23 protein-coding genes and 1 pseudogene are annotated in these 23,151 nt (G+C 70.5%); 7 read left to right on the top strand and 17 right to left on the bottom strand.

The features are described 5' to 3' along the window. Positions 1–375 precede the first annotated feature (375 nt). Together AC31A1_RS20010 and AC31A1_RS20005 are read right to left on the bottom strand one after the other, a co-directional pair. Complete coding sequence (locus AC31A1_RS20010) at positions 376–969, bottom strand: histidine phosphatase family protein (protein ID WP_489654607.1); 594 nt, start codon at positions 967–969, stop codon at positions 376–378. Positions 970–1,073: 104 nt separating this feature from the next. Continuing rightward, positions 1,074–1,511 carry a GNAT family N-acetyltransferase gene (locus AC31A1_RS20005; RefSeq protein WP_489654606.1) on the bottom strand — a complete coding sequence of 146 codons (438 nt, stop codon included), beginning with the start codon at positions 1,509–1,511 and terminating at the stop codon, positions 1,074–1,076. A gap of 90 nt (positions 1,512–1,601) precedes the next feature. On the opposite strand from AC31A1_RS20005, the gene AC31A1_RS20000 reads away from it, so the two are divergent. After that, the gene (locus AC31A1_RS20000; RefSeq protein ID WP_489654605.1) at positions 1,602–1,775 is read left to right on the top strand and encodes a DUF6461 domain-containing protein; all 174 of its coding nucleotides are present in this window, start codon (positions 1,602–1,604) and stop codon (positions 1,773–1,775) included. Between the two features lie 12 nt (positions 1,776–1,787). Here AC31A1_RS20000 and AC31A1_RS19995 read toward each other — a convergent pair whose 3' ends face one another. Next, on the bottom strand, positions 1,788–3,224 hold the full coding sequence (locus AC31A1_RS19995; protein WP_489654604.1) for an aminotransferase-like domain-containing protein: 1,437 nt from the start codon (positions 3,222–3,224) through the stop codon (positions 1,788–1,790). Between AC31A1_RS19995 and AC31A1_RS19990 the strand changes: the two genes are divergently transcribed. Together AC31A1_RS19990 and AC31A1_RS19985 are read left to right on the top strand one after the other, a co-directional pair. Continuing rightward, the gene (locus tag AC31A1_RS19990; protein ID WP_489654603.1) at positions 3,223–4,164 is read left to right on the top strand and encodes a DMT family transporter; all 942 of its coding nucleotides are present in this window, start codon (positions 3,223–3,225) and stop codon (positions 4,162–4,164) included. The genes AC31A1_RS19995 and AC31A1_RS19990 overlap by 2 nt on opposite strands. Positions 4,165–4,267: 103 nt before the next feature. Next, the gene (locus tag AC31A1_RS19985; RefSeq protein ID WP_489654602.1) at positions 4,268–4,477 is read left to right on the top strand and encodes a DUF1918 domain-containing protein; all 210 of its coding nucleotides are present in this window, start codon (positions 4,268–4,270) and stop codon (positions 4,475–4,477) included. Position 4,478: 1 nt separating this feature from the next. Here the strand turns inward: AC31A1_RS19985 and AC31A1_RS19980 are convergent, their stop codons facing one another. Further along, positions 4,479–5,723 carry a glycoside hydrolase family 10-like protein gene (locus tag AC31A1_RS19980; protein WP_489654601.1) on the bottom strand — a complete coding sequence of 415 codons (1,245 nt, stop codon included), beginning with the start codon at positions 5,721–5,723 and terminating at the stop codon, positions 4,479–4,481. 170 nt (positions 5,724–5,893) lie between these two features. Between AC31A1_RS19980 and AC31A1_RS19975 the strand changes: the two genes are divergently transcribed. Together AC31A1_RS19975 and AC31A1_RS19970 are read left to right on the top strand one after the other, a co-directional pair. Then, positions 5,894–6,769, top strand: a complete 876-nt coding sequence (locus AC31A1_RS19975) for a 3-hydroxybutyryl-CoA dehydrogenase (protein ID WP_489654600.1) — start codon at positions 5,894–5,896, stop codon at positions 6,767–6,769. 204 nt (positions 6,770–6,973) lie between these two features. Continuing rightward, positions 6,974–7,231 (top strand): hypothetical protein, encoded by a 258-nt coding sequence (locus AC31A1_RS19970; RefSeq protein ID WP_489654599.1) that lies wholly within the window; start codon positions 6,974–6,976, stop codon positions 7,229–7,231. Positions 7,232–7,300: 69 nt separating this feature from the next. Here AC31A1_RS19970 and AC31A1_RS19965 read toward each other — a convergent pair whose 3' ends face one another. From AC31A1_RS19965 to infC, 10 genes and pseudogenes are all read right to left on the bottom strand, one after another. After that, the gene (locus AC31A1_RS19965; protein ID WP_393760476.1) at positions 7,301–7,834 is read right to left on the bottom strand and encodes an NUDIX hydrolase; all 534 of its coding nucleotides are present in this window, start codon (positions 7,832–7,834) and stop codon (positions 7,301–7,303) included. A gap of 82 nt (positions 7,835–7,916) precedes the next feature. Beyond that, positions 7,917–9,257, bottom strand: coding sequence for an NsdA family TPR-like regulatory protein (locus AC31A1_RS19960; RefSeq protein WP_489654598.1), 1,341 nt, complete (start codon positions 9,255–9,257; stop codon positions 7,917–7,919). Between the two features lie 192 nt (positions 9,258–9,449). Next, a complete protein-coding gene (locus AC31A1_RS19955) occupies positions 9,450–10,604 on the bottom strand; it encodes a PP2C family protein-serine/threonine phosphatase (RefSeq protein ID WP_489654597.1) in 1,155 nt (384 codons plus the stop codon). A 256-nt stretch (positions 10,605–10,860) separates the two neighbouring features. Continuing rightward, the gene (gene pheT, locus AC31A1_RS19950; RefSeq protein WP_489654596.1) at positions 10,861–13,365 is read right to left on the bottom strand and encodes a phenylalanine--tRNA ligase subunit beta; all 2,505 of its coding nucleotides are present in this window, start codon (positions 13,363–13,365) and stop codon (positions 10,861–10,863) included. After that, positions 13,365–14,492, bottom strand: a complete 1,128-nt coding sequence (gene pheS / locus AC31A1_RS19945; protein ID WP_489654595.1) for a phenylalanine--tRNA ligase subunit alpha — start codon at positions 14,490–14,492, stop codon at positions 13,365–13,367. The genes pheT and pheS overlap by 1 nt, the downstream gene beginning before the upstream one ends. Positions 14,493–14,658: 166 nt before the next feature. Next, positions 14,659–15,786: a sensor histidine kinase gene (locus tag AC31A1_RS19940; RefSeq protein WP_489654594.1), complete on the bottom strand. Its 1,128-nt coding sequence runs from the start codon at positions 15,784–15,786 to the stop codon at positions 14,659–14,661. Positions 15,787–15,842: 56 nt separating this feature from the next. After that, positions 15,843–16,682, bottom strand: a complete 840-nt coding sequence (locus tag AC31A1_RS19935; RefSeq protein WP_489654593.1) for a TrmH family RNA methyltransferase — start codon at positions 16,680–16,682, stop codon at positions 15,843–15,845. A gap of 197 nt (positions 16,683–16,879) precedes the next feature. Continuing rightward, positions 16,880–17,263, bottom strand: coding sequence for a 50S ribosomal protein L20 (gene rplT / locus AC31A1_RS19930; protein ID WP_019066261.1), 384 nt, complete (start codon positions 17,261–17,263; stop codon positions 16,880–16,882). A gap of 102 nt (positions 17,264–17,365) precedes the next feature. Then, the gene (gene rpmI / locus AC31A1_RS19925) at positions 17,366–17,560 is read right to left on the bottom strand and encodes a 50S ribosomal protein L35 (protein WP_019065473.1); all 195 of its coding nucleotides are present in this window, start codon (positions 17,558–17,560) and stop codon (positions 17,366–17,368) included. Between the two features lie 108 nt (positions 17,561–17,668). After that, a pseudogene (gene infC, locus AC31A1_RS19920) lies at positions 17,669–18,389 on the bottom strand (translation initiation factor IF-3). Positions 18,390–18,727: 338 nt separating this feature from the next. Between infC and AC31A1_RS19915 the strand changes: the two are divergent. Then, complete coding sequence (locus AC31A1_RS19915; RefSeq protein WP_489654592.1) at positions 18,728–19,099, top strand: DUF1844 domain-containing protein; 372 nt, start codon at positions 18,728–18,730, stop codon at positions 19,097–19,099. Between the two features lie 4 nt (positions 19,100–19,103). Here AC31A1_RS19915 and AC31A1_RS19910 read toward each other — a convergent pair whose 3' ends face one another. Continuing rightward, positions 19,104–19,838 carry an SseB family protein gene (locus tag AC31A1_RS19910; RefSeq protein ID WP_393760462.1) on the bottom strand — a complete coding sequence of 245 codons (735 nt, stop codon included), beginning with the start codon at positions 19,836–19,838 and terminating at the stop codon, positions 19,104–19,106. Between the two features lie 150 nt (positions 19,839–19,988). Between AC31A1_RS19910 and AC31A1_RS19905 the strand changes: the two genes are divergently transcribed. Further along, entirely contained in the window at positions 19,989–20,990 is a 1,002-nt protein-coding gene (locus AC31A1_RS19905) for a serine hydrolase (protein ID WP_489654591.1), read from the top strand. Between the two features lie 72 nt (positions 20,991–21,062). On the opposite strand, the gene mycP is transcribed toward AC31A1_RS19905, so the two are convergent. Then, positions 21,063–22,238: a type VII secretion-associated serine protease mycosin gene (gene mycP / locus AC31A1_RS19900; RefSeq protein ID WP_489654590.1), complete on the bottom strand. Its 1,176-nt coding sequence runs from the start codon at positions 22,236–22,238 to the stop codon at positions 21,063–21,065. Further along, positions 22,238–23,151: hypothetical protein (locus AC31A1_RS19895; RefSeq protein ID WP_489654589.1), on the bottom strand; the 914-nt coding region annotated here is incomplete at its 5' end. The genes AC31A1_RS19895 and mycP, both read right to left, overlap by 1 nt.

The following is a 23,151-nucleotide window of genomic DNA, read 5'->3' as shown; positions in this document are numbered from 1 at the left end:
CGGCTGTGGGGACGGGGGTTGGGTATCGCCGAATTTGGCTGGATTCAGACCGAGTTGATGCCGGGGTGAGCACGGGCTGGATGCAGGGGGCAGCGGCTGGTGCCGTCCCACGCACGCGCCGGCCTTCGTGTGCGTGGGCCGAGCATCGGCCAACCCGGCCGGTTTCCCGCGGAGTTCGGATCAAATACGCGGGCCTGGGTTGGGCGGCAGCCAACCGGGCCGCATGCATGCCGCCGAGCGGCTACGAATCCGGCTGACTCCGGGCGGAGTTCGCACCAGCCGGCGCTGGAGCAGGAGCGGGAGCAGGAGCAGGAGCAGGCTGGCCGCAACGCCTCCACCCATCTCCAGTGCTCCCCCAAAAAAAACCGCCCCTCCCTACACCCTCCTCGACTGAACCCCCGCACCGTCGAACCGCAGGTTCCACCGCCCCGCATGCCCCGTGACCGTGGTTGTCGACAGCGGGCGTACGTCGAAGTTCCAGTAGGTCGACGGGGGTGCCTTGAGGGCGTAGACCAACGCGGCGCGGATGACGGAGGGTTCGGCGACGGCGACAATGCGGCCGCCGTCGTCGTCGGGGCGGGTGTCCAGCCAGCCGCCGACGCGGGCGATGAAGGACAGCAGGGACTCGCCGCCGTGCGGGGTGGAGCGCGGGTCGGCGAGCCAGGCGTCGACCAGGGCCGGTTCGCGGGCCATCGCCTCGCCGAGGGTCAGGCCGCGCCAGCGGCCCATGTCGCAGTCCCGCAGGGCGAGTTGCACCAGCGGGGTGTAACCGAGGCCGTCGCCGGTGGTCCGGCTGCGCGGGGTCGGCGAGCAGTAGCGCAGTTCCGCCGCCGCCAGCGGCAGCAGGACCGGGGCGGCGCGCTGGACCTCGTCCCAGCCCGCCTGGTCCAGCGGGCGGTCGTCCTCGAAGCGCTCCGCGAGCAGCGGGGAGCTGCGCGCGGCGGCGACGAACGTGACCCGAAGTTGCATGCGGCGATCGTGATCCCGCCGAAGTACGCAGGTCAAGGGGGGCCGGATGAGAGTTACCCAGGGTGGGCGAAACCTCACGTCGAGGTCGGGACCAGGCGGACAACTCACTCGAAAATGCGGGCCATCCACCGGTCGGGCCGCTCCAGTGGCTTGAACCCGAGCTTCTCGTACACCCCGTGGGCGTCGTGCGTGGCGAGCAGGATCCGCCGCAGTCCGAACGGCCGCAGTTCCTCGCACACGGTGCCGACGAAGGCCGTGCCGATGCCCTTGCCGCGCGCCGACGGATCCACGTACACGTCGCACAGCCACGCGAACGCGGCCTGGTCGGTGACCACGCGCGCGTACGCCACCTGCTCCCCCGAAGCCGTGTCGTACACACCGAAGTTCATCGAGGACGCGACCGCGCGCTCGTGCTTCTCGCGGGGCCGGTCCTTCGCCCAGTAGGCGTCGGTGGACAGCCACCGGTGGGTGCGGTCGATGTCGACGCGGGCGGAGTCGGCGGAGAACTCATAGCCGTCGGGAAGGCTCGGGATGTCGTTCATGGCGGGAGGCTCGCAGGCCACGGACCCCGGCGTCGAGCGGTTTTCCCCATGACCCCGGCGTTGTCAGTGGCGGGTGGCAGGCTTTGGAACATGACACGGACGACCACCGCCGACGACTACACCTGGCTCCGGACGCAACATGCCCCGCTGATGCAGGCCTACTGCGTCACGCTCGCCCATCGCCTCACGGGCGTGCGCCTGACGCCGGAGCTGTTCGCCTCCCTGGAGTTCGCCGGCGCCCTGGTGCCGGTGCCTGAGGACTAGAGTGCCGCCGCGTCAGAGCGCCTCCTCGCAGGCCGTTCGGAGCCGTCGTACGCCCTCCACGATCTCCCCCGTCCCCGCGACCGCCGCGAAGCTCAACCGGATGTGGGTGGCCGGGGGTTCGGCGCTGAAGTAGGGGCGGCCGGGGGTGATCGAGACGCCCGCGCGGAGGGCCGCGATCGTCAAGGAGTGTTCGTCCGTGCCCTCCGGGAGGCGGAGCCAGAGGTGGTAGCCGCCGGAGGGGATGTGCGGGAGGGAGAAGGCGGGGAGTTCGAGGCGCAGGGCGGTCGTCATCGCGTCGCGGCGGGTCTTCAACTCCGTTGAGATCGCGCGGAGATGGCGGGGCCAGGCCGGGGAGCCGACGAGTTCCAGGGCCGCTTCCTGGAGCGGGCGGGGGACGAAGAACGTGTCGACGACCTGGATGGCGCGCAGGCGTTCCAGTACCGGGCCGTGCGCGGCGAGGGCGCTGACCCGGAAGCTGGGCGAGGTCGCCTTGGTGAGCGAGCCGACGTGGACGACGACTCCGTCGGGGTCGTCGGCGGCGAGCGGGCGCGGCAGCGGGCCCGCGTCCTCGTGCACCAGCCGTCGTACGAAGTCGTCCTCGATGACGAACGCCGCCGCGTCGCGGGCGATGTGCAGGACCTCCGCGCGGCGGGCGGGGGCGAGGACCGCGCCGGTCGGGTTCTGGAACAGGGGCTGGCAGACGAAGACCCGGGCGCCGGTGGCGCGGAACGCGTCGGCGAGCAGGGGCGGTTTCACGCCGTCCGCGTCCACCGGGACCGGGACCGGGCGCAGGCCCGCCGCCCGCGCGATCGCCAACATGCCTGGATACGTGGGGGATTCGACGAGGACCGGTGCGCCGGGAGGTGCGAGAGCGCGCAGTGCGGTGGTGAGGGCGGTCTGGCCGCCCGCGCTGACCAGGACGTCGGCGGCCGTCACCGCTCCGCCGATGCCGCGTGCGAACCACTCGCGCAGTTCCGGCAGGCCCTCCATCGGCGGCCGGCCCCAGGCGCCGGGGCGACGGCCGGCCCGGGACAGGGCCGCGGCCATCGCGCGCTCGGGCTGCAAGGAGGGGTGCAGATAGCCGCCGTTGAACTCGATCACGCCCGGCGGCGGGACGGCCAGCGTAGCCAGGACCGCGGACGCGTCCACCGTGCGCGGGACGAAGTCGGCGGTGCCGTCGGCGCTGAGGGCAACCTCCTGCCAGGAGGTGTCCCCCGAGGCGGTGGCGGTCGCGGGGCGGGGCGTCGCCCGGAACGCGCCGGCGCCGGGCCGGGTGACCACCAGCCCCTCGGCGGCCAGCTGCGCGAGGGCGCGCGAGACGGTCACGGGGCTCACCCGGAACCGTTCGACGAGCGCCCGGCTCGACGGCAGCTTTCCACCAGGTGAGTAGCGGTTGAGTTCCTGTCGCAGGCGATTCGCCAGTTCACCGACACTGCTACGCTCTTGCATGAGAGCACACGATAGCGCTACTGCCCCGAGCCCGATAGCGGTCAGCACCAGCCCCATCCCCACCGCACCGGCTCCCGCGCTCGGAGTCCGCGCCGGTACCGTCCAGGCCGCGCTCGGTGTGATCGCCTTCTCCCTCACCTTCCCCGCCACCGCCTGGGGACTGGAAGGCTTCGGCGCCTGGTCGTTGGTGGCCGTGCGCAGCGTCCTCGCCGCGGTCATCGCGGGTGGCTGCCTGCTGGCGCTGCGTGTCCGTGTGCCCAGCCGCCAACACTGGGGCGGGCTGGCCGTCGTAGCCGCCGGAGTGGTGGCCGGTTTCCCGCTGCTCACCACACTCGCCCTGGAGACGTCGACCACCGCGCACGCGGCGGTGGTTGTCGGTCTGCTGCCGCTGACGACCGCCGCCCTGTCCGCGCTGCGCACCGGCATCCGCCCCTCGCGCACCTTCTGGACGGCCGCGCTCGCGGGTGCCGGCGCGGTGCTCGCCTTCACGGTCCAGCAGAGCGGCGGCGCCGTGACCACCGCCGACCTGTATCTCCTCGCCGCGTTGCTGGTCTGCGCGGCCGGCTACACCGAGGGCGGCCGGCTGGCCCGGGTCATGCCCGGCTGGCAGGTCATCGCCTGGGCACTGGTCCTGTGCCTGCCGCTGAGCGTGCCCGCCGCCGCGATCGCGCTGTCGTACGACACCCCGCAGTTCACCGCGCACAGCGTGGCCGGGCTGCTGTGGGTCGCCGCCGGTTCGCAGTTCCTCGGGCTCGTCGTCTGGTACCGGGGCATGGCAGCCATCGGCGTCCCGAAGGCCAGCCAGTTGCAGTTGGCCCAGCCGCTGCTCACACTGGTGTGGTCGGTCCTGCTGCTCGGCGAGCACCTCACCGTGGCCGCTCCACTCACCGCGGCGGCGGTGCTGGTGTGCATCGCCGTCACCCAGCGGGCCCGGAGTTGAGAGGCGTGCACGTCCCGGTCCCGGCCGGGCGGGCCGCCGTAGACTCGAAGGGCATCGACAGGCATGGACCGCTGCTCCCGGACTCGGAGAGGAGGCGCTGCAGATGCGTGCGACCGTGGGTGATCGGCTCGTCCAGCACGGCCGGGTGGTCGGCGAGCACGACCAGGTCTCGGAAGTCGTCGAGGTGATGGGCGCGGAGGGCGGTCCGCCCTACCGCGTCCGCTTCCCCGACGGGCACGAGGCCCTGATGTCGCCCGGCCCCGACTGCGAGATCAAGCACCAGGACATCAAGTACCCGGACGCGGAACGGTAGTTCAGCGCGGGGGCTTCGCCGGCTGCTGGTAGTGGTCGGCCACCACCCGCGCCATCGCGCCGACCGGATCCACCGCGACGTCCCGGGCGGCGAAGAAGACATGCCCGCCGACCTGCGGGTACTTGGCGGCGAGGGTGAGGTGCCGGGACAGTTCGGCCGGGTCCTGCCAGGCCGCGGGCTGCGCCGGATCGCCCGCCTTGTACAGCGCCTCACCTGCGTACAGCTGCGTCTTCGTGCCGCGCGCGACCTCCGCCCACCAGGGCAGCAGCTTCGCGTAGTCGGCGGCGGCGAAGCCGATGTTCCAGTACAGCTGCGGGACGATGTAGTCGATCCAGTTCTCTCGCACCCACATGCGGGTGTCCGCGCAGAGGTCGTCGTACGTCTGCACCCCCGCCCGGGTGTCGGAGCCGCGCGGGTCGGTCGCGATGTTGCGCCACACGCCGAAGGGGCTGATCCCGAAGCGCGTGCCCGGGCGGATCCGCTGGATGCGGGCCGCGGTCTCGCGGATCAGCTTGTCGATGTTGTCGCGCCGCCAGGCGGCCCGGTCGGCGAATCCGCCGCCGTACTTGTCATAGGCCGCGTCGTCGTCGAAGGTCTGGCCTGCCACCGGGTACGGGTAGAAGTAGTCGTCGAAGTGGACCCCGTCGACCGGGTACTTCCTCACCGCGTCGAGGATCGCGTCCTCGACGAAGGCGCGGACCTGCGGCAACCCGGGGTTGTAGTAGAGCTTCCCGCCGTACGCCACCACCCAGTCCGGGTGCTTGCGCGCGGGGTGCGAGGCGACGAGCTTCGTCAGGTCGGTGTTGTTGGCGATCCGGTACGGGTTGAACCAGGCATGCAGCTGCAGCCCCCGCACATGCGCCTCGTCCACGGCCGTCTTCAGCGGGTCCCAGCCGGGGGCCACGCCCTGGGTGCCGGTCAGGTACTGGGACCAGGGTTCGTACGGCGAGGGCCACAACGCGTCGGCGGTGGGCCGCACTTGGAAGATCACCGTGTTGAGGCGGTCACGGACCGCGGTGTCGAGGTGGGCGATCAGTTCGGTGCGCTGCTGCGCCGCGGTGAGGCCCGGGCGGGAGGGCCAGTCGCGGTTGGCGACCGTCGCCAGCCACACGCCCCGCATCTCGGTGACCGCGCGCGGACGCCCTGCCGGCCTCGGCACGTACCCGGTGTCGGCCGCCGCGCTGCCCGTCGTGGCCAGCGTCGACAGCGCGGCCATCGCGAACGCCCGACGTGACAATCGCCCCATCTGCACACCCCCATACCCTGTGGATCCGTGCTGTCACGGATCGTCTCCGCGCCCCAGGATGCCCGACCCCGGCGATCGATCATCGATACTTGCGGGTAACGTGCACGATCGGAGCAGGCGTCGAACAACGGGGTCCTGCGACACAGTGACAGAGCAGTGAAGGGGACGATGTGACGGGCATCCCAGCGGGAGACATTGCGCGCGTCGGAGTGGTCGGCTGCGGCCAGATGGGCGCGGGTATCGCCGAGGTGTGCGCCCGCTCCGGCCTGGACGTGAAGGTCGCCGAGACCACCGGCGAGGCCCTGGAGATCGGCCGGACCCGGCTGTTCAACTCGCTGGCCAAGGCCGCCGAGCGCGGCAAGATCACCGCCGAGGAACTGGCGGAGACGCAGGCACGGCTCAGCTTCACCACCGATCTCGGCGAGTTCGCCGACCGCGACCTCGTCATCGAGGCCGTCGTCGAGAACGAGCAGGTGAAGACCGAGATCTTCCAGGTGCTCGACCAGGTCGTGACCCGCCCCGACGCGATCCTGGCCTCCAACACCTCCTCGATCCCGCTGGTACGGCTCGCGGTCGCCACCTCGCGCCCCGACCAGGTCATCGGCATCCACTTCTTCAACCCGGCGCCGGTGCAGAAGCTCGTCGAGCTGATCCCGGCGCTGACCACCTCCGAGGGCACGCTCAGCCGCGCCCAGCTGTTCGCCGAGAAGGCGCTCGGCAAGCACGCGATCCGCGCGCAGGACCGCTCCGGGTTCGTGGTCAACGCGCTGCTGATCCCCTATCTCCTGTCCGCGATCCGGATGTTCGAGTCGGGCATCGCCAGCCGCGAGGACATCGACAACGGCATGGAACTCGGCTGCGCCCACCCGATGGGCCCGCTGAAGCTGGCCGACCTGATCGGCCTGGACACGGTCGCCTCGGTCGCCTTCTCGATGTACGAGGAGTACAAGGAACCGCTGTACGCCGCTCCCCCGCTGCTCCAGCGCATGGTCGACGCGGGGCGGCTGGGCCGTAAGTCCGGCTCGGGGTTCTACACCTACGCCTGAGCACTTCCCTCACGGCAACTCACCGTAATACTTTGGCGGTTGCGGGCCCGGCACTCTTCGGAGTGCCGGGCCCGCGCCATTCACACACCGTGTGCGCGCCGGGCCCGCATATGCCGCCCGCACACTCTCCCCCGGTGTCCACCAGGGGAGTTGACTCTTCATGCACATGCAAGGGATGTTCCGACTACGGAAAGGAGCGGACCCGTGACCGCCGACCCCGAGCATCCCGTGGTCCATGGAGAACTCGCAGAGTTACGCCGCCGCCTCGACGTCGCGTACGCGCGTGTCGAGGGAGGGCTGGCCCTGCTCAGTCATCGCACCGAGGAGACGGACAAGGAACTGGACGATCTGAGCGCGCGCATCGTTGCACTTGAGCACACCAGGTGGCCGCTGCCGGCTATTGCTGCACTTACCGCCGTGGGTGCACTCGTCGTCACGGCCTGGCAGGTCCTGGGGCGTTAGACGTCCCATTCGGAGGCCGGTGAGTTGGCTGCGGGTCCATTGTGGCTGGTCGCGCAGTTCCCCGCGCCCCTACGGGGCGCTCCTCAAATGGTGCAACAGCATTAACGCGGCCGCCATGTTGGCGGCCGGGACCTCCCCGCGGGCGACCATGTCGGGTACGAGTTTGAGCGGCACCCATTCCCTGCGGTCCGACTCGAAGTCGTCCACGGGGTGTCCGGTGTACTCGCCCTCCTCGGCCCAGTAGATGTGGTGCCGGGCGTCCGTGAGCCCGTTGGACGGTTCCACGCTCATCAGGTGGTGCAGGGGCCCCGGCCGCCAGCCGGTCTCTTCCTCCAGCTCCCTGGCGGCCGCGCGCGCGATGTCCTCGCCGTCCTCCACGACTCCGGCCGCGAGCTCCCATCCCCAGCTGTCGGTGATGAAACGGTGCCGCCACAGCAGGAGAACCTCGTTCGCCTCGTTGACCACCGTCGCCACGGCCACCGGACGCAGCCGTATGAGGAAGTGGTCGAGGTGCCGGCCGTCGGGTAGTTCGACATCCGCGAGATTGACGCTGAACCAGCGGTTTGAGTACACAGTTTGTTCGTTCTGTTTCGTCCACTGCACGGTTCTGCCACCTTCCGTCGAGTAAGTGGCAATATCGCAGCAGGGACTGTGTTGTGGTCTACGGCGCTTTCCAGGGCGCTCTCTACAGCGGTACGCGCAGTGCCCCGTCGATGAGTTCGGCGGCCTCGGTGGTACCCGCGCAGTCACTGCGCACCATGTACTCGCGTACCGCGCGGAGTCTGTCGCGCAGCCGCTGGGACTCCATCCCTCGTGCCTGTTCGGCCATCTGCACCGCCGTGGCCACCGCTTTGTCGGCGTTCCCCTGGCGCAGTTCGATCTGGCTGAGCATGGCCAGCCGGTGCACCCGGCCCCGGTCGTGCGCCGGAGTGTCCACGGCCGCGGTGGCGTGTTCTCCCGCCGCCGTCAGGTCGCCGAGGCTGAGAAGCGCCTCCGCCACCTGGACGTTCACAAGGCCCGGCTGGACATAGCCGGTCTCGTCGGGTTCGTATCCGCGCCGGATGCGTTCGGCGGCCTGCTCGGCACGCCGGATGCAGGACAGGGCGCTCGTGCCGTCGCCGAGGTGGGCGTACGCCTTCGCCTGCATCGCGTACAGGTCGGAGGCGAGCGCGGGGGTGATCTGCCGGCCGGCGGCCCGCAGCGCGGCCTCCGCGAAGGCGACGGCCTGGCGGAACTCCCGCATGAACAACGACTGGTTGACGAGCAGCGCGATGACGTATGCGCCAAGTCCCCTGTCGTTGCTGGCCTTTGCCAGCCGCAGGGCCTGATGGAAGTAGCGCTGGGCGAGTCCGTGCGCGTCGGAGTCGTAGGCGCAGATGCCCGCGATGGCCACCAACCCGCCGGTGGCGCGGTGCAGTTGGCGGCCGGTGGCGTCTGTGTAGCTGCCGCGCAGCAGGGGCGCGGTCTCCGAGTTGAGGAAGCCGACGATGCGGGTGCGGGTCGCGACGCCGCCGGCCTTGCGGTACATCTGCTCGTAGTGGGCACGGGCCGCGCGCAGCATCTCGATGTCGGCCATGCTCACCCGGTGCCGGCCGCCGCGCGATACGTCGACGTCCTCGGGCGGGTTCTCCCACTCCCACACGGGCATCACCGCGGGCGTTCCGGTGACCGCGGGGGCGCCGAGGATGTGCGGGCGCTGCTGTTCGTCGGAGCGCCACAGGGCGGTGGCCCGCTCGACGAAGCCGGAGAGGGAGGTGCCGTGCGGGGTGGACGGTTCGCCCGGTACACCGAGGCCGATGTCGTCGAGGGTGACGGGTCTGTGCAGGCGGGTCGCGAGCACCTCGCAGATCAGGTCGGGGACCTGGCCCCGGGGCCGCTGGCCCTTCAACCACCGTGCCACGGCGGTGTGTTCGTACCGTAGCGCGAGCCCTCGGGCTCGTCCCGCCTGGTTCACGTGGGCGGCGAGTCCCGCGTGCGAGATTCCCGCCTCGTCCAGGATCGCGTCGAGGAGTGTGTTGGGCTGCATGGATGGCCCCCCGGTGACTCGGTGCGGACAGAGTAGTGCGGTTCGGTTCACACCGGGTGTGAAGGGAGTGCGCGAATCCGTGGTGTGTGCGCGCTGTTGCGGAGAGTTCCGAACCGGTTGACTGGATTGCCTCGCAAGAGGCCGGCCGGGCCGCCGGCTCCCCCTCGTAAGTGCGGCGGCCTGGCTTTGCGACTAAACACCGTTGGGCTGTCGGTAGTTGGTCGGGTGCGGCGCCGTCGTGGCTGGTCGCGCCCCCGCGGCGGAGCCGCTGATGTCACAGCCCCGCGCCCCTGAGGTTGGCCACGCGGGCCTGCGGTCATTGCTCAGGATGAGTATGGCGACGTCATCGGTGGGCGTGCCGCCCGCATGACGGAGTAGGGCCGTGAAGACCGAACCCAGCACCGACTGCGGTACGGGAAGCGGGTGTTGGGACGCCACCTCTGCCAGGACATCCCTCAGCGGGAAGAATCGGCCCCGCGCGTCACGGGCGTCCTCCGCTCCGTCCGTGTAGAGGAACAGCGCCTCGCCCGGGAGGAGTTGGCCGCAGCAGACGAACGGCAGCTCCGCCGGCAACGGGAACGGGCCGAGGGGCGGAAGGGGATCGGCCCGGGCAAGCGGTTCGACGCTGGTCCCGCTCAGCAGGTACGGCCACGGGTGACCGCAATTGAGCCCCCGCACTTCCCCGTCCCTGCCGATCTCCAGCAGCAGTACGGTGACGAACTCCTCGGCGACCGGGCTGTCGGGGTCGAGGCCGCCCGAGGCCGGGTGTTCCGCGCGGGCGCGTTCGCGGAGGTGGCGGGCGAGGGCGCGATCCAGGCGGCGCAGGACGCCCCCAAGGTCGGGTTCGTCGTGGGCGGCCTCGCGGAAACTGCCGAGGACGGCGGCGACCGTGCCGATCGCGGAGATCCCGTGGCCGCGTACGTCGCCCATCACGACCCGGACACCGTGCTCGGTGGCGATCACCTCGTACAGGTCACCGCCGACCACCGCACCGCGCTCCGCGGACAGTTGGGCGGCGGCGATGTTCAGGCCGTCGAGGCGAGGTGGCAGTGGGCGCAGCAGGGCGTTCTGGGCGGCGCCGGCGATCTGCCGGATCTGCCGCAGTTCGCGGAGCAGGGAACGGCGGACCTGGACGATGAGCCCGGTGCCGACCGCGAAGAACACCGCGCTGGTGACGATGCGCGCGCCCAGGCTGTTCTGCTGGGCGAGCGGGCAGGTGAGTTTGTAGGTGATCGCTATGGCGCCCCAGACCGTGGGCAGCCCCAGGGCGAGCGCCCTGCGCAGCGGACGGCGGGCACGCGTCCCCGGGCGCGTCCTGCCGGGCACCCCAGCCTTGATGCGGATCATGCCTGTGGCCCCCCAAATAGGCCCCGACAGCGCAATCGGACCGACCCCGAAAGGCCGGTCCGATTCTGTCGACCACATGCCCCGATCGGGCCACATCACCCAAACTTCTCACCCGAACGAGTGAGCCGACATGAGACCCGCATTTATGCAGATGGGGGGACGCGAAGCGCCCCTTTAGGGGCGCGGGGAACTGCGCGACCAGCCACAACGAGCCCGCAGCCGGCAATCAACAGCAGCCCCCACCCCTTAGCCCCGTTTAGCCGCGAAGCACAGCCCCAACCCGCGACCCGGCCAACGCAACCGCCGCATCCCGAGCAGCCGACGCCTCATCGACGGTCAACGTCCGATCAGCCGCCCGGAACCGCAACGCATACGCCAGCGACTTCTTGCCCTCGCCCAGCTGCGCAGCGTTCTCGTAGACGTCGAACAGCCGGATGGACTCCAGCAGTTCACCCGCCCCCTCACGCAACGCAGCCTCAACACCCGCATGCGGCACAGCCACATCGACAACGAGCGCGACATCCTGCGTGGCAACAGGGAACGTCGAGATCTTCGGCCCCTTGGGAACCCCCGAAGACGCCAACTCCAGCACATCCAGGTCGAGTTCCATCGCACTGGTCCGCGCGGGCAGCCCCAGCGTCTTCAGCACACCAGGGTGCAACTCCCCCGCGTACCCGATGACTTGCTCGACCCCGTCGACGACAACGGCAAGCTCCGCGCAACGCCCCGGATGCCAGGGCCCGTACTGCCCACCCCGCACAACGAGTTCGGTGCCGGCCTCACGCGCCAGCACCCGCGCCGCCTCGACCGCGTCGGCCCAGTCGGACGGACGCCCCTTGCCCCACCAACCGGCCTGCTCACGCGCGCCCGCGAGGACGACCGCGGCATGCCGGGGCTGAACGGGCAGCGCCGCGGTGAGAGAGGCGATCTCCTCGTCGGTAGGACGCCGGTCGACAGGCAGCCGTACCGCGATCTTCAGCTCTTCACGCGGGTGGAAGACCAGCCCGGTCTCGAACAGGGCGAGGTCATGCGAGCCCCGGCCGTCATTGCGCCGCAAGGCACCCAGCAACCCCGGCAGCAGCGTCGTACGAAGCGCCGGCTCCTCGTCGGAGAGCGGGTTGACCAGCTTGACGACCTTGCGGTTCGGGTCGTCGGCGGTGAGGCCGAACTGATCGAAGACGTGCTCGCCGACGAAGGGGTAGTTCGGCGCCTCGACGTAACCCGCGCCGGCCAGCGCGCGGCCGATGCGGCGGTGGAGGCGCTGGCGGTCGGTGAGGCCCCGGCCCGCGGGGGGCTTGGGGAGCGTGGAGGGCAGGTTCTCGTAGCCCTCCAGGCGGATGACCTCTTCGGCCAGGTCGTTCGGGTCGGTGAGGTCGGGGCGCCAGGACGGGACGGTGACGATCAGCTCGTCCTGCCCGTACACGTCGCAGCCGACCTCCTGGAGACGCCGTACGACGGTCTCGCGGCCGTAGTCGACGCCCGCGACCTTGTCCGGGTGGTCGGCCGGGATGGTGATGGTGTGCGGGGCCGAGGGCGCGATGACCTCGGTGACGCCCGCGTCCGCCGTGCCACCGGCGAGGAGGACCAGGAGGTCGACCGTGCGCTGCGCGGCGGCGGAGGCGGCCTGCGGGTCGACGCCCCGCTCGAAGCGCTTGGACGCCTCGGAGGCCAGCTTGTGGCGGCGGGCCGTGCGCGAGATGGAGAGCGCGTCGAAGTGGGCGGCCTCGACGACGACCTCGGTGGTGGTGCCCTCGGTGTCGTCGATCTCGGTGTTGGCGCCGCCCATGACGCCCGCGAGGCCGATGGGGCCGCGGTCGTCGGTGATCACCAGGTCCTCGGCGTCCAGCGTGCGCTTGGCGCCGTCGAGGGTGGTGAGCTTCTCGCCCTGCTCGGCCCGGCGCACGCCGATCGGACCCTGGACGCGGGAACGGTCGTAGGCGTGCAGGGGCTGGCCGAGCTCCAGCATCACGTAGTTGGTGATGTCGACGGCGAGCGAGATCGGGCGCATGCCCGCCTTCTGGAGGCGGCGCGTGAGCCAGAGCGGGGAGCGGGCCTCGGGGTCGAGGCCGGTCACCGTGCGGGCCGTGAAGCGGTCGCAGCCCATCGGGTCGGAGACCTGGACCGGGTAGCCGAAGGCGTTCGGCTGCGGGACGTCCAGGAGCGCCGGGTCGCGCAGCGGGAGGCCGTAGGCGGTGGCGGTCTCGCGGGCGACGCCGCGGATCGACAGGGCGTAGCCGCGGTCGGGCGTGACGGCGATGTCGAGGACCTCGTCGACGAGCTGGAGCAGTTCGATCGCGTCGGTGCCGACCTCGTGCTCGGGCGGCAGGACGATGATGCCGTGGGAGCCGTCGTCGCCCATGCCCAGCTCGTCGCCGGAGCAGATCATGCCGTGCGAGGTCTTGCCGTACGTCTTGCGCGCGGCGATCGCGAAGTCGCCCGGCAGGACCGCGCCGGGGAGGACCACGACGACCTTGTCGCCGACGGCGAAGTTGCGGGCGCCGCAGACGATCTCCTGGGGCTCGCCGGTGCCGTTGGCCTGGCCGACGTCGACCGTGCAGAAGCGGATGGGCTTCTTGAAGCCCTCCAGCTCCTCGATGGTGAGGACCTTGCCGACGACGAGGGGGCCCTTGAGACCGTCGCCGAGCTGCTCGACGGTCTCCACCTCAAGGCCGACGGAAATGAGCTTGGCCTGGACGTCGCGGCCGGTCTCCGTCGCCGGCAGGTCGACGTACTCCCGCAGCCAAGAAAGCGGGACGCGCATCAGATCTCCATCCCGAACGGCCGGGTGAACCGGACGTCGCCCTCGACGATGTCTCGCATGTCTTCGACGTTGTGGCGGAACATCAGCATCCGCTCGATGCCGAACCCGAACGCGAATCCGCTGTACTTCTCCGGGTCCACACCACAGGCCACGAGGACGCGCGGGTTGACCATGCCACAGCCGCCCAGCTCGATCCAGCCCTCGGAGGAGCAGGTACGGCAGGGGCGGTCGGGGTTGCCGACGGACTCGCCCTTACAGACGTAGCAGAGCATGTCCATCTCGGCGGACGGCTCGGTGAAGGGGAAGTAGTTCGGGCGCAGCCGGGTCTTCATCTCCGCGCCGAAGAGCGACTGGACCATGTGGTCGAGGGTGCCCTTGAGGTCGGCCATGGTGAGGCCCTCGTCGATGGCGAGGAGCTCGATCTGGTGGAAGACCGGGGTGTGCGTGGCGTCCAGCTCGTCCGTGCGGTACACGCGGCCGGGGCACACGATGTAGACCGGCGGCTCGCGGTCCAGCATGGCGCGAGCCTGCACCGGGGACGTGTGCGTGCGCAGGACGACACCGGACTCGTCGCCCTCGGTGCCCTTGGGGCCCTGGACGAAGAAGGTGTCCTGCATCTGCCGGGCCGGGTGGTCCGGGGTGAAGTTGAGCGCGTCGAAGTTGAACCACTCCGCCTCGACCTCGGGGCCCTCGGCGATCTCGTATCCCATGGACACGAAGACGTCCGCGACCCGCTCCATGAACGTGGTGAGCGGGTGCCGGGCGCCGGCCGGTACGCGGTCGTACGGCAGCGTGACGTCCACCGCCTCCTCGACCAGGACGCGGGCGTCGCGGTCGGCCTCCAGCTCGGCCTGGCGGGTGGCGAGGGCCTTGTTCACCGCGCCCCGGGCCTGGCCGACGAGCTTGCCGGCCGCGGCCTTGGCCTGCGGGGGCAGCGCGCCGATCTCGCGGTTGGCGAGGGCGAGCGGGGAGGTGCCGCCGGTGTGGGCGACCTTGGCCTCCTGGAGCGCGTCGAGGTCACCGGCGGCGGCGAAGGCGGCGAGCGCCTCGTCCCGCATGCGCTCGATCTCTTCCGGTTTCAAGGCCTCGACCTCTACAGGGTCGTACGACTTATTCGGTGCCGACATCTCTTCCCGTGCTTCCGGTTGGCTGGCGGATGGTCCCCGTCCCGACTCGACTCGGGGGACGCGTCGTCGTCCCTGAAACGGGGACGCAAAGGTGCCAAAGGCCGAGTCTAACGGGGGTGAGGCAGGTGACCGCGCCCGTGGGGCCTCGTCGGCGGCTGCGGCAGGGCTACTGCAGATACGCCGGGGTGCCCACGGGCAACATAAATCGGAACTCGGCGCCGCCGCCGGGGGCGCGGCCGACCGTGATGGTGCCGCCGTGGGCCTCGACGATGCCCTTGACGATGTACAGCCCAAGTCCGGTGCCGCCGCGCTTGCTGCCCCGCCAGAAGCGGGTGAAGACGCGGTTCATGGACTCCTCCGGGATGCCTGGGCCCTCGTCGCTCACCGTCACCGAGGTGCCGGTCTCCTCCCCTTCTCGGGGGGAGGCCGAGGCCGTGACATCGATGGTGACGGTTCCCTCGCCGTGGCGCACCGCATTTTCCAGCAGGTTGCTGAGCACCTGGTCGACCTTGTCGGGGTCGGCCCACAGGTCGGGCAGCGGCTGCTCGATGCGGAGCAGGAACCGGTCGGCGGTCTGCCCCGCTGCGACGTACGCCTGGATGTGACGGCCGACGGCCGCGCCCATGTCGACGGGCTGGCGGCGCAGCTCCAGCCGTCCGGAGTCGATGCGGGAGATGTCGAGCAGTTCGGCGATGAGCCGGGTGACGCGGTTGGCGTCCGCGTCGACGGTCTCCAGCATCAGCCGCTTCTGGTCGTCCGTGAAACGTTCCCACTTGGCGAGCAGGGTGGCGGTGAAGCCCTTGACGGAGGTGAGCGGCGAGCGCAGTTCATGGGCGACGGTGGCGATCAGCTCGGCGTGGCTGCGCTCGGTGCGGCGCCGGGCCTCGGTGTCGCGGAGGGAGACGACGACCCGGCGAACAGGACCGAGGGGTTCCGTACGGACGTAGCGCGCGGTGACAAGAACCTCATGACCACCCGGCAACAGCAGGTTCCGCTCGGGCTGCCGCACCCGGATGGCCAACCCGCCGTAGGGATCGGTCAGTTGCCACCAGCGGCGCCCCTCCAGGTCTTCTAACGGGAGGGCCTTCTCCAGCCTCTGCCCGAGGGCGTCGGCGGCGGCCACGGAGGTGATGCGCTCGGCGGCGGCGTTGAAGCAGACGACATGGCCGTGCTCGTCGGCGATGACCAGTCCGTCGGCCAGCTCGTCGGGGTCGATGCCGAGGTCGTCGTGCCGGGCCCCGGACGGCCGGGGCACACCCCGTGCTCCCGGCGCGCTGCTCGTGCCGACAGTCATCCCCGTACCCCACCTCTTCTCATACGGCGCAGGTGGCCCCCGAGCTGGTCACCCTACTAGCTGCCGGTGACAGAGCGGCACCCTCCGGAGGCGCGCTGTGCACGCGCCGACGCATACAGACATACGGCGGCGGCTGTGGCGAGGTTCAGGCTTTCGGCCTTCCCGTGGATCGGAACCCGCACGACGGCGTCCGCGAGCCCCCGGGTCTCCTCCGGAAGCCCCCACGCCTCGTTCCCGAACACCCAGGCGGTGGGCCCGCCCATGGTCCCCTGATCCAGCTCGTCGTCGAGGTCGTCGGTCCCGGCCCCATCAGCGGCGAGAATCCGCACCCCGATCCCCTTGAGCCCGGCCACAGCCTGCTCAACGGGCACCCCGACGGCGACGGGCAGATGAAACAGGGACCCCACGGAGGCCCGAACGGCCTTGGGATTGTAAAGATCCACAGAAGCATCGGTCAGTACGACGGCCTCGGCCCCGGCGGCATCCGCACACCGCAGAACGGTGCCGGCGTTCCCGGGATCCCGCACGTTGGCAAGCACGGCAACGAGCTTGGGCCGAGCCTTGAGGATCTCCTCAAACGGAGTGTCAAGAAACCGACAGACCCCGACCAGCCCCTGCGGCGTGACGGTCGTCGAGATATCGGCGATGACCTGCTCATCCGCAAGATGCACCCGCGCACCGGCGTCACGGGCCTCGCCGACGATGTCGGCATACCGCTCCGCAGCTTCAACAGTCGCGAACAACTCGACAAGCGTGTCCTTGTACCCCGCCGCTTCCCGCACGGCCTGCGGCCCCTCGGCCAGGAACAGCCGCTCCTTGCTCCGGAAGTTCCGCTTGCCGAGCCGCCGGGCGGCAGCGACGCGAGCGGAGCGAGGAGAGATGAGGTCGGGGGACATGTTCTGCTTTCACCTTCAAATCTCAGGCCAACGATATTTCCCTCAGGGGCGCGGGGCTGTGACATTAGCGGCTCCGCCGCGGGGCGCGACCAGCCACAACGGCCCCGCACCCGACAACGAACCAAACCGGGGTTGACAGCAAAGAACCCGCAGGCCTGAAAACCTGCGGGTCCTTCAACTCACGGCGAAAGCCAACGTCACGCGGCCTTGGGGGCGTTGACGTCACTCGGCAGAGCCTTCTGCGCAACCTCGACCAGCGCAGCGAACGCACCGGCGTCGTTGACAGCCAGCTCCGCGAGGATCTTGCGGTCGACCTCGATGTTCGCCGCGTTCAGACCCTGGATGAAGCGGTTGTACGTGATGCCGTTGGCGCGGGCAGCGGCGTTGATGCGCTGGATCCACAGCCGACGGAAGTCGCCCTTGCGCTTCTTGCGGTCGTTGTAGTTGTAGACCAGCGAGTGGGTGACCTGCTCCTTGGCCTTGCGGTACAGGCGCGAACGCTGACCGCGGTAGCCGGAGGCGGCTTCGAGGATCGCCCGGCGCTTCTTGTGGGCGTTGACTGCCCGCTTGACGCGTGCCACTTGTTTAACTCCTTGTAGCGGGGCCGTGGTGGGACTCACACGGCCCGGAATCGATGGGGTCCCGGTCCAGACGTACGGCGCTCGACGGGAGCGCCGCGTACGTCACTTGCCGAGAAGCTTCTTGATCTTCTTGGCGTCGCCCGGGGCCATCTCGGCGTTGCCGGTGAGGCGACGCGTCACGCGGGACGACTTGTGTTCGAGCAGGTGGCGCTTGCCGGCACGCTCGCGGAGCACCTTGCCGGAGCCGGTGATCTTGAAGCGCTTGCTGGCACCGCTGTGCGACTTGTTCTTCGGCATAGCGCCGTTATCTCCTCGTCGGTGGCGCTCCGGTGCCCGGTCGTGAAACCGGGCACGGGTGGAGCGTCGCTCTTGTTTCGGTTACATCCCTGGACTGGCGTCCGGGGATCAGGCGTCGGCGCGAGCCTCGGCCGGGGCCTCGACGGTCTCGACCTCGTCGACGTTGTCCTCGCCGGCGATGTTCTCGTCGTCGAACTCGGACTCCGCGGCGTTCTGCGACTTGCCCGGGTTGGCCTTCGCTTCCGCCTTGCGGGCGGCCTGGGCCTCACGGGCCTCGGCCATCGCCTCGGTCTTCTTCTTGTGCGGGCCGAGAACCATGATCATGTTTCGGCCGTCCTGCTTCGGGTTCGACTCGACGAACCCGAGGTCGGCCACGTCCTCCGCGAGACGCTGCAGCAGTCGGTAGCCGAGTTCCGGCCGGGACTGCTCGCGACCACGGAACATGATCGTGATCTTGACCTTGTCGCCCTGCTTCAGGAACCGGACGACGTGACCCTTCTTGGTGTCATAGTCGTGCGGGTCGATCTTCGGCCGGAGCTTCATCTCCTTGATGACCGTGTGCGCCTGGTTCTTGCGCGCCTCACGGGCCTTCATGGCCGACTCGTACTTGAACTTCCCGTAGTCCATGAGCTTGCAGACCGGCGGACGTGCACTCGCCGCAACCTCGACCAGGTCCAGGTCGTACTCCTGCGCAAGCTCAAGGGCCTTGGCAAGCGGAACAATTCCGACCTGCTCGCCGCTCGGACCGACAAGTCGCACTTCGGGAACGCGAATCCGGTCGTTGATACGGGGCTCGGTGCTGATGGATCCTCCTCGGTTAGCACCACACGGCCATCTGGCGGACGGCCGCGTTTGTCTTTGGTAGACAGACCAACCGCGCCGGAACACAAAAAATGCCCCGGACGATCACAAGACGGGGCTCCAAAACACTGCCGGAGCACCGCCGCGATGATCGCGGGGCGCGCTTTCGGGCGACTCCATCGTCCGTACGGAACGATGGTGACCGCCTGACCGGGGTGACCCGCCGTCCGTGAGGACAGTCAGGTGGGAGATCGGAGCCTCCACTTGTTGGCCGGGCACCACGGTGCCTGGCCGGTCATCACACAAGGTTAGCAGCTCCCCGGGGGTGGTGCGAACCGCCGTACACCGGGCCCTATCGTGTGGGGCATGAGTGACACGCCTCCCGAGTCCACCAATGTTGACGCCCCCGACTTCGACGCCATGGCCCGCGACATCGCGGAGGTCCCGGCGGTCGAGGTGATCGTGACGGTCGCCGTGAATCTGATGAGCGCCGCCGCCGTGAAGCTGGGTCTGACCGAGGAGGGCGACAAGTACAAGGACCTGGACGAGGCCCGCAAACTGGTCACCGCCCTGGCCGGCCTCCTCGACGCGAGCGCGACCGAGATCAGCTCGTTCCACGCGGCCCCGCTGCGCGACGGCCTGAAGTCCCTCCAGCTCGCCTTCCGCGAGGCGTCCCTCGTCCGCGACGAGCCGGGCCAGGGCCCGGGCGAGAAGTACACGGGCCCGGTCTACGGCTAGAGACTCACCCCATACGTACGTACAAGGGCTCGCCCGGGGGCGTCGCCCCGGCCGGCAGCAGTGCCAGGTCGAGGCCGCGCACCAGGCGGGCCCTCAGCGTCTCGTCGTCGGCGAGGCGCCGGGCCACCGCGCGGGCGGCCTCGGCGGCGGGCGCGGCCGGGTCGAGCACGAGCGCGAGGGTGCCGTCGGCCTGGCCAGGGCCGAGGTGCGCGCGCAGTACGGCGGGCTCGGCGGCGACCGCGGTCCGTACCGCGTCCACCACCGCCGGATCGGTGAGCGGATCGGCGGTCGTCCGCCCCTCCGCCACCGCGAGCAGCGCGGAACCGCTCAGTTCGTACGGCACGGGCCCGGCCAGGTCCAGCACGATCGTGTCCGCCTTCTCGTGCACGGCGGCCTGCAGGGCCTGGTGCAGCGGTACGGCCACGGGCCGGGCCGCCGGGTCCCAGCGGGCCAGCGAGTCGGTGGACGTGAAGGCGGGCAGCGCGGTCCGGCCGCCGGCCTTCAGTGTCGGCACGGCCATGTCGCTGGTCTTCTCGCGGCGCAGCCCGTTCTCGTCCTCCTCGACCTCGCCGAGGACGGCCACCACGGGCACGAGCAGCCGGGCGCCTTTGAGGGCCGCCAGCACGGGCCCTACGGCGGTGCGGTCCTCGGCCCAGGCGGCGAGCGCCGCGCTCAGTGCGGGGTCGGCCGTGCCGTCGTCGTCGGAGTAGCCGGAGTCGGGAATGTTCTTGTTCGCCACGGTGACCGACCCTATCGGGGGGATGCTGCTGGGCTTGTGCGGGTCCTGAAACGCGGACGACTCAGCTTTCACACCTTTCTCAGACACAGTTGACAGACATCTAACTTTCATCTCACGTGTCGCACAGTCGCCGCCACCACGATCGCGGGCATGGAGTCTTCCAGAGCCGCCCGCCGAAACCACCGCGCGCGTCCCTCCCGACGCCGTCCGCTCCCTTACATCGCCCTCGCCACCGTGGCCGTCGTGGGCGCTACGGCGGCGGGAACCGTGTACGTGAAGGCACACGCTCACTCCGGCGCCGTATCGTCGTCGTCGGCGCCGACGGCCTCAGCGTCGGCGTCGGCGTCGGGCAGCCAGGAGGCGACGGTGGAACCTGTGACGCAGCCGACGGTCGACTACGACGCGCTGCTGGCCAAGGCGATGACGTCGGTGACTCCGACCGGCGACCAGAAGGTGTCGGTGGCGGTGCTCGATCTGACCTCCGGCGAGAGCGCCACGTACGGCAGCGCCGACTTCGACACGGCGAGCATCGTCAAGGTCGACATCCTGGCGACGCTGCTGCTCCAGGCTCAGGACGCGGGCCGGCAGCTGACGGCGACCGAGAAGTCGTACGCCACCACGATGATCCAGAACAGCGACAACGCCTCCGCGACGGCCCTGTGGAACATCATCGGCACGGCGGACGGGCTCGACGCGGCGAACAAGACGTTCGGACTGACCGGCACCACGGGTGGCGCGGGCCCGCTCTGGGGGCTGACCCAGACCACGGCCGCCGACCAACTCACCCTGCTCCAGCAGGTGTTCGGTGACGACTCGAAGCTGAGCGCGGCGTCGCAGTCGTACATCCAGGGTCTGATGAAGGAGATAGAGGCCGACCAGCAGTGGGGGGTGTCGGCCGCGGCCGACGGCTCCAAGTGGGCGCTGAAGAACGGCTGGTTGGCGCGGAGCACGACCGGTCTGTGGGACGTCAACAGCATCGGCCGGGTGACCGGCACGGACGGCGACGCGTACCTGGTCGCCGTGCTCTCGAAGGGCAGCACGACCCAGACCAAGGGCATCACGCTGACCGAGGCGGCGGCGAAGGCGGGGGTCGCGGCGTTCGGTGAGAACAGCGGTTCGTCTACGGCGGCTTCGGCGTCCGCGACGGACTGACGACCGCTCGCCCGGTACGGGACGGGAGTGGCTCTCGCCGGCCCGGCCAACTCCCCCTGCTCACCCCTGCGTTCAGAAGGCCTCGGGGCGTCGGCGTCGGCCGCGCCACAGGACGACCGCGGCGACGAGGAGGACTCCGCCGACGCTGCCCGCGAGGGGGCCCGCCCAGTCGGACGTGCTGCTGTCGGTCTTCGCGGCGTCCGGTCCTGAGCCGAAGTACTTCTTGCCGTAGGCGGCGGAACGCAGGCCGGTCGGCTTGAGGCCGGCGGCGGCCTTGATGGCGGCGGCGGGGTCGATGAAGCCGTAGCCGCGGGAGTCGTCGCGGCCGCCTGCCGGGGGGTTGCGGGCGGTGTCTTCGAGGAGCTTCTTGATCTGGGCCGGGGTCAGCCCCGGGTGGGCCGCCTTGATGAGCGCGACGGCGCCCGAGACGAAGGCGGACGCGGCGCTGGTCCCCCACCCCTCGTAGTACTTGTGGTCGGGGTCGGCGATGACGACGTTGACGCCGGGGGCGCTGACCGTGGCGTACCAGCGGCGGGTGGAGAAGGAGGCGCGGGTGCCGAAGCGGTCCACGGCGGTCGCGGCGATCACGCCCGGGTAGGCGGCCGGGTAGGAGACGTGGTCGCCCTTCTCGCCGCCGTTGCCGGCCGAGGCGACGACCGCGACGCCCTTCTTCAGGGCGTACTGCACGGCCTCGTCCTCGGCGGGCTCGGGGTGCGCGGAGGCGGAGTCGTCGCCGAGGGAGAGGTTGATGACGTCGGCGCCGTGGTCGGCGGCCCAACGGATGCCGTCCGCAAGGGCGTTGCCGCGGGTGGTGCGGGCCTTGCCGCGGGCGGAGTCGCCGTCTTCGAGGATCACGCGGACGGGGAGGATCTTGGCCTCGGGGGCGATGCCGATGACGCCGTCGGTGTCGCCGGGGCCGTGTCCGTGGCCGGCGATGATCCCGGCCATGGCGGTGCCGTGCCGGGCCCAGGCGCGGTCGCCCGGCTTGGCCCCGAAGCCGACCATGTCCTTGCCGGCGAGGACGTTGCCGGTGAGGTCGGGGTGGTCGGCCTCGACGCCGGTGTCGAGGACGGCGACGGTGATGCCCTTGCCCTTGGTGGTCTGCCAGGCCTCCTGGGTGTGCATGGCGTCCAGGGCCCATTCCTGGGCGCGTATGCCGTCGGCGTGCGCGACGGTGGACGGGACCAGGGCGAGGGAGGCGGCCAGGAGGACGCTCAGCAGACCGGCCCGGCGGACGGTGACGCTCATCAGGGCTTCTTCTCCGAGGTCTCTGAGGCCCCCGAGGTCTTCGATGTCCCCGAGGGCGAGTCGACGGTCTTGCGCAGGCTCCGCTCGACACGGTCGGCGAGCCCCTGCGCCTCGTTGCCGAGACCGGCCTGGGCGGGGGCTTCGGTGCCGCCGGACGTGACGGCTTCGTCGGCGGGTTCGGGTGCGTCGACCTTACGGCCGTCCGCCCAGCCGGAGACGGCGTAGACGACGACGGGGGCGTCGGTGAGGACGGAGACGGTCCACGAGGCCCGCTGTTTGTCGCCGAAGGCCGCGGCGAGGGTGCCCTTGGCGGCGTACGGGCGGGGCATGAGGTCGGCGCGGTTGCCGAGGTTCTCCTTCTTGAATCGGGTGGAGAGGGCGGTCATCGCGGCGATGTCGGCCTTGGTGAAGAGGATGCCGACGGTGGTGACGTAGCTCTGGGTCGCGTCGGTGTAGGTGGCCCGCAGGAGCCGCCGGCAGCCGACGGGCGCGAGCACGTCCCGCAGGAGCGGGTCGAAAGCACCGGCACACCCGGTGTCCGGGGCGACGGCGATCCGCGTCCAGGTACGGTCGGCACCGCCGGGCCCGGCCCCCTGGCCCTGCACGCTGGGCGGGAAGAGCTGGTCGACGGGCACGCTGTGCCACAGTTGCCCGGCGGCGGCGAAGGACGTGGCGCTGCTGTCCACTCCGTCATCCCCCGTGAGCCAACTCCCGGTCACCGCACCGCCGATGAGCCCGAGACCGAGCACGACGCAGACGCCGACAGCGGCAGTACGCGACCGTATCCGCGCCCCCAACGGCCGCGCCCGCACCCGCTCGTCGTACCCCTCGGGTTCCCCGAACGACACAACCGGCCGCCCCTCACCGGGGTTCAGGGGCGCGCTCCAGGAAAAGGCGGGGTCGGGGCTGGAGT

The sequence above is a fragment of the Streptomyces sp. P5F9 genome (assembly GCF_057961495.1).
This window is presented reverse-complemented; position numbering and strand designations above follow the sequence as displayed.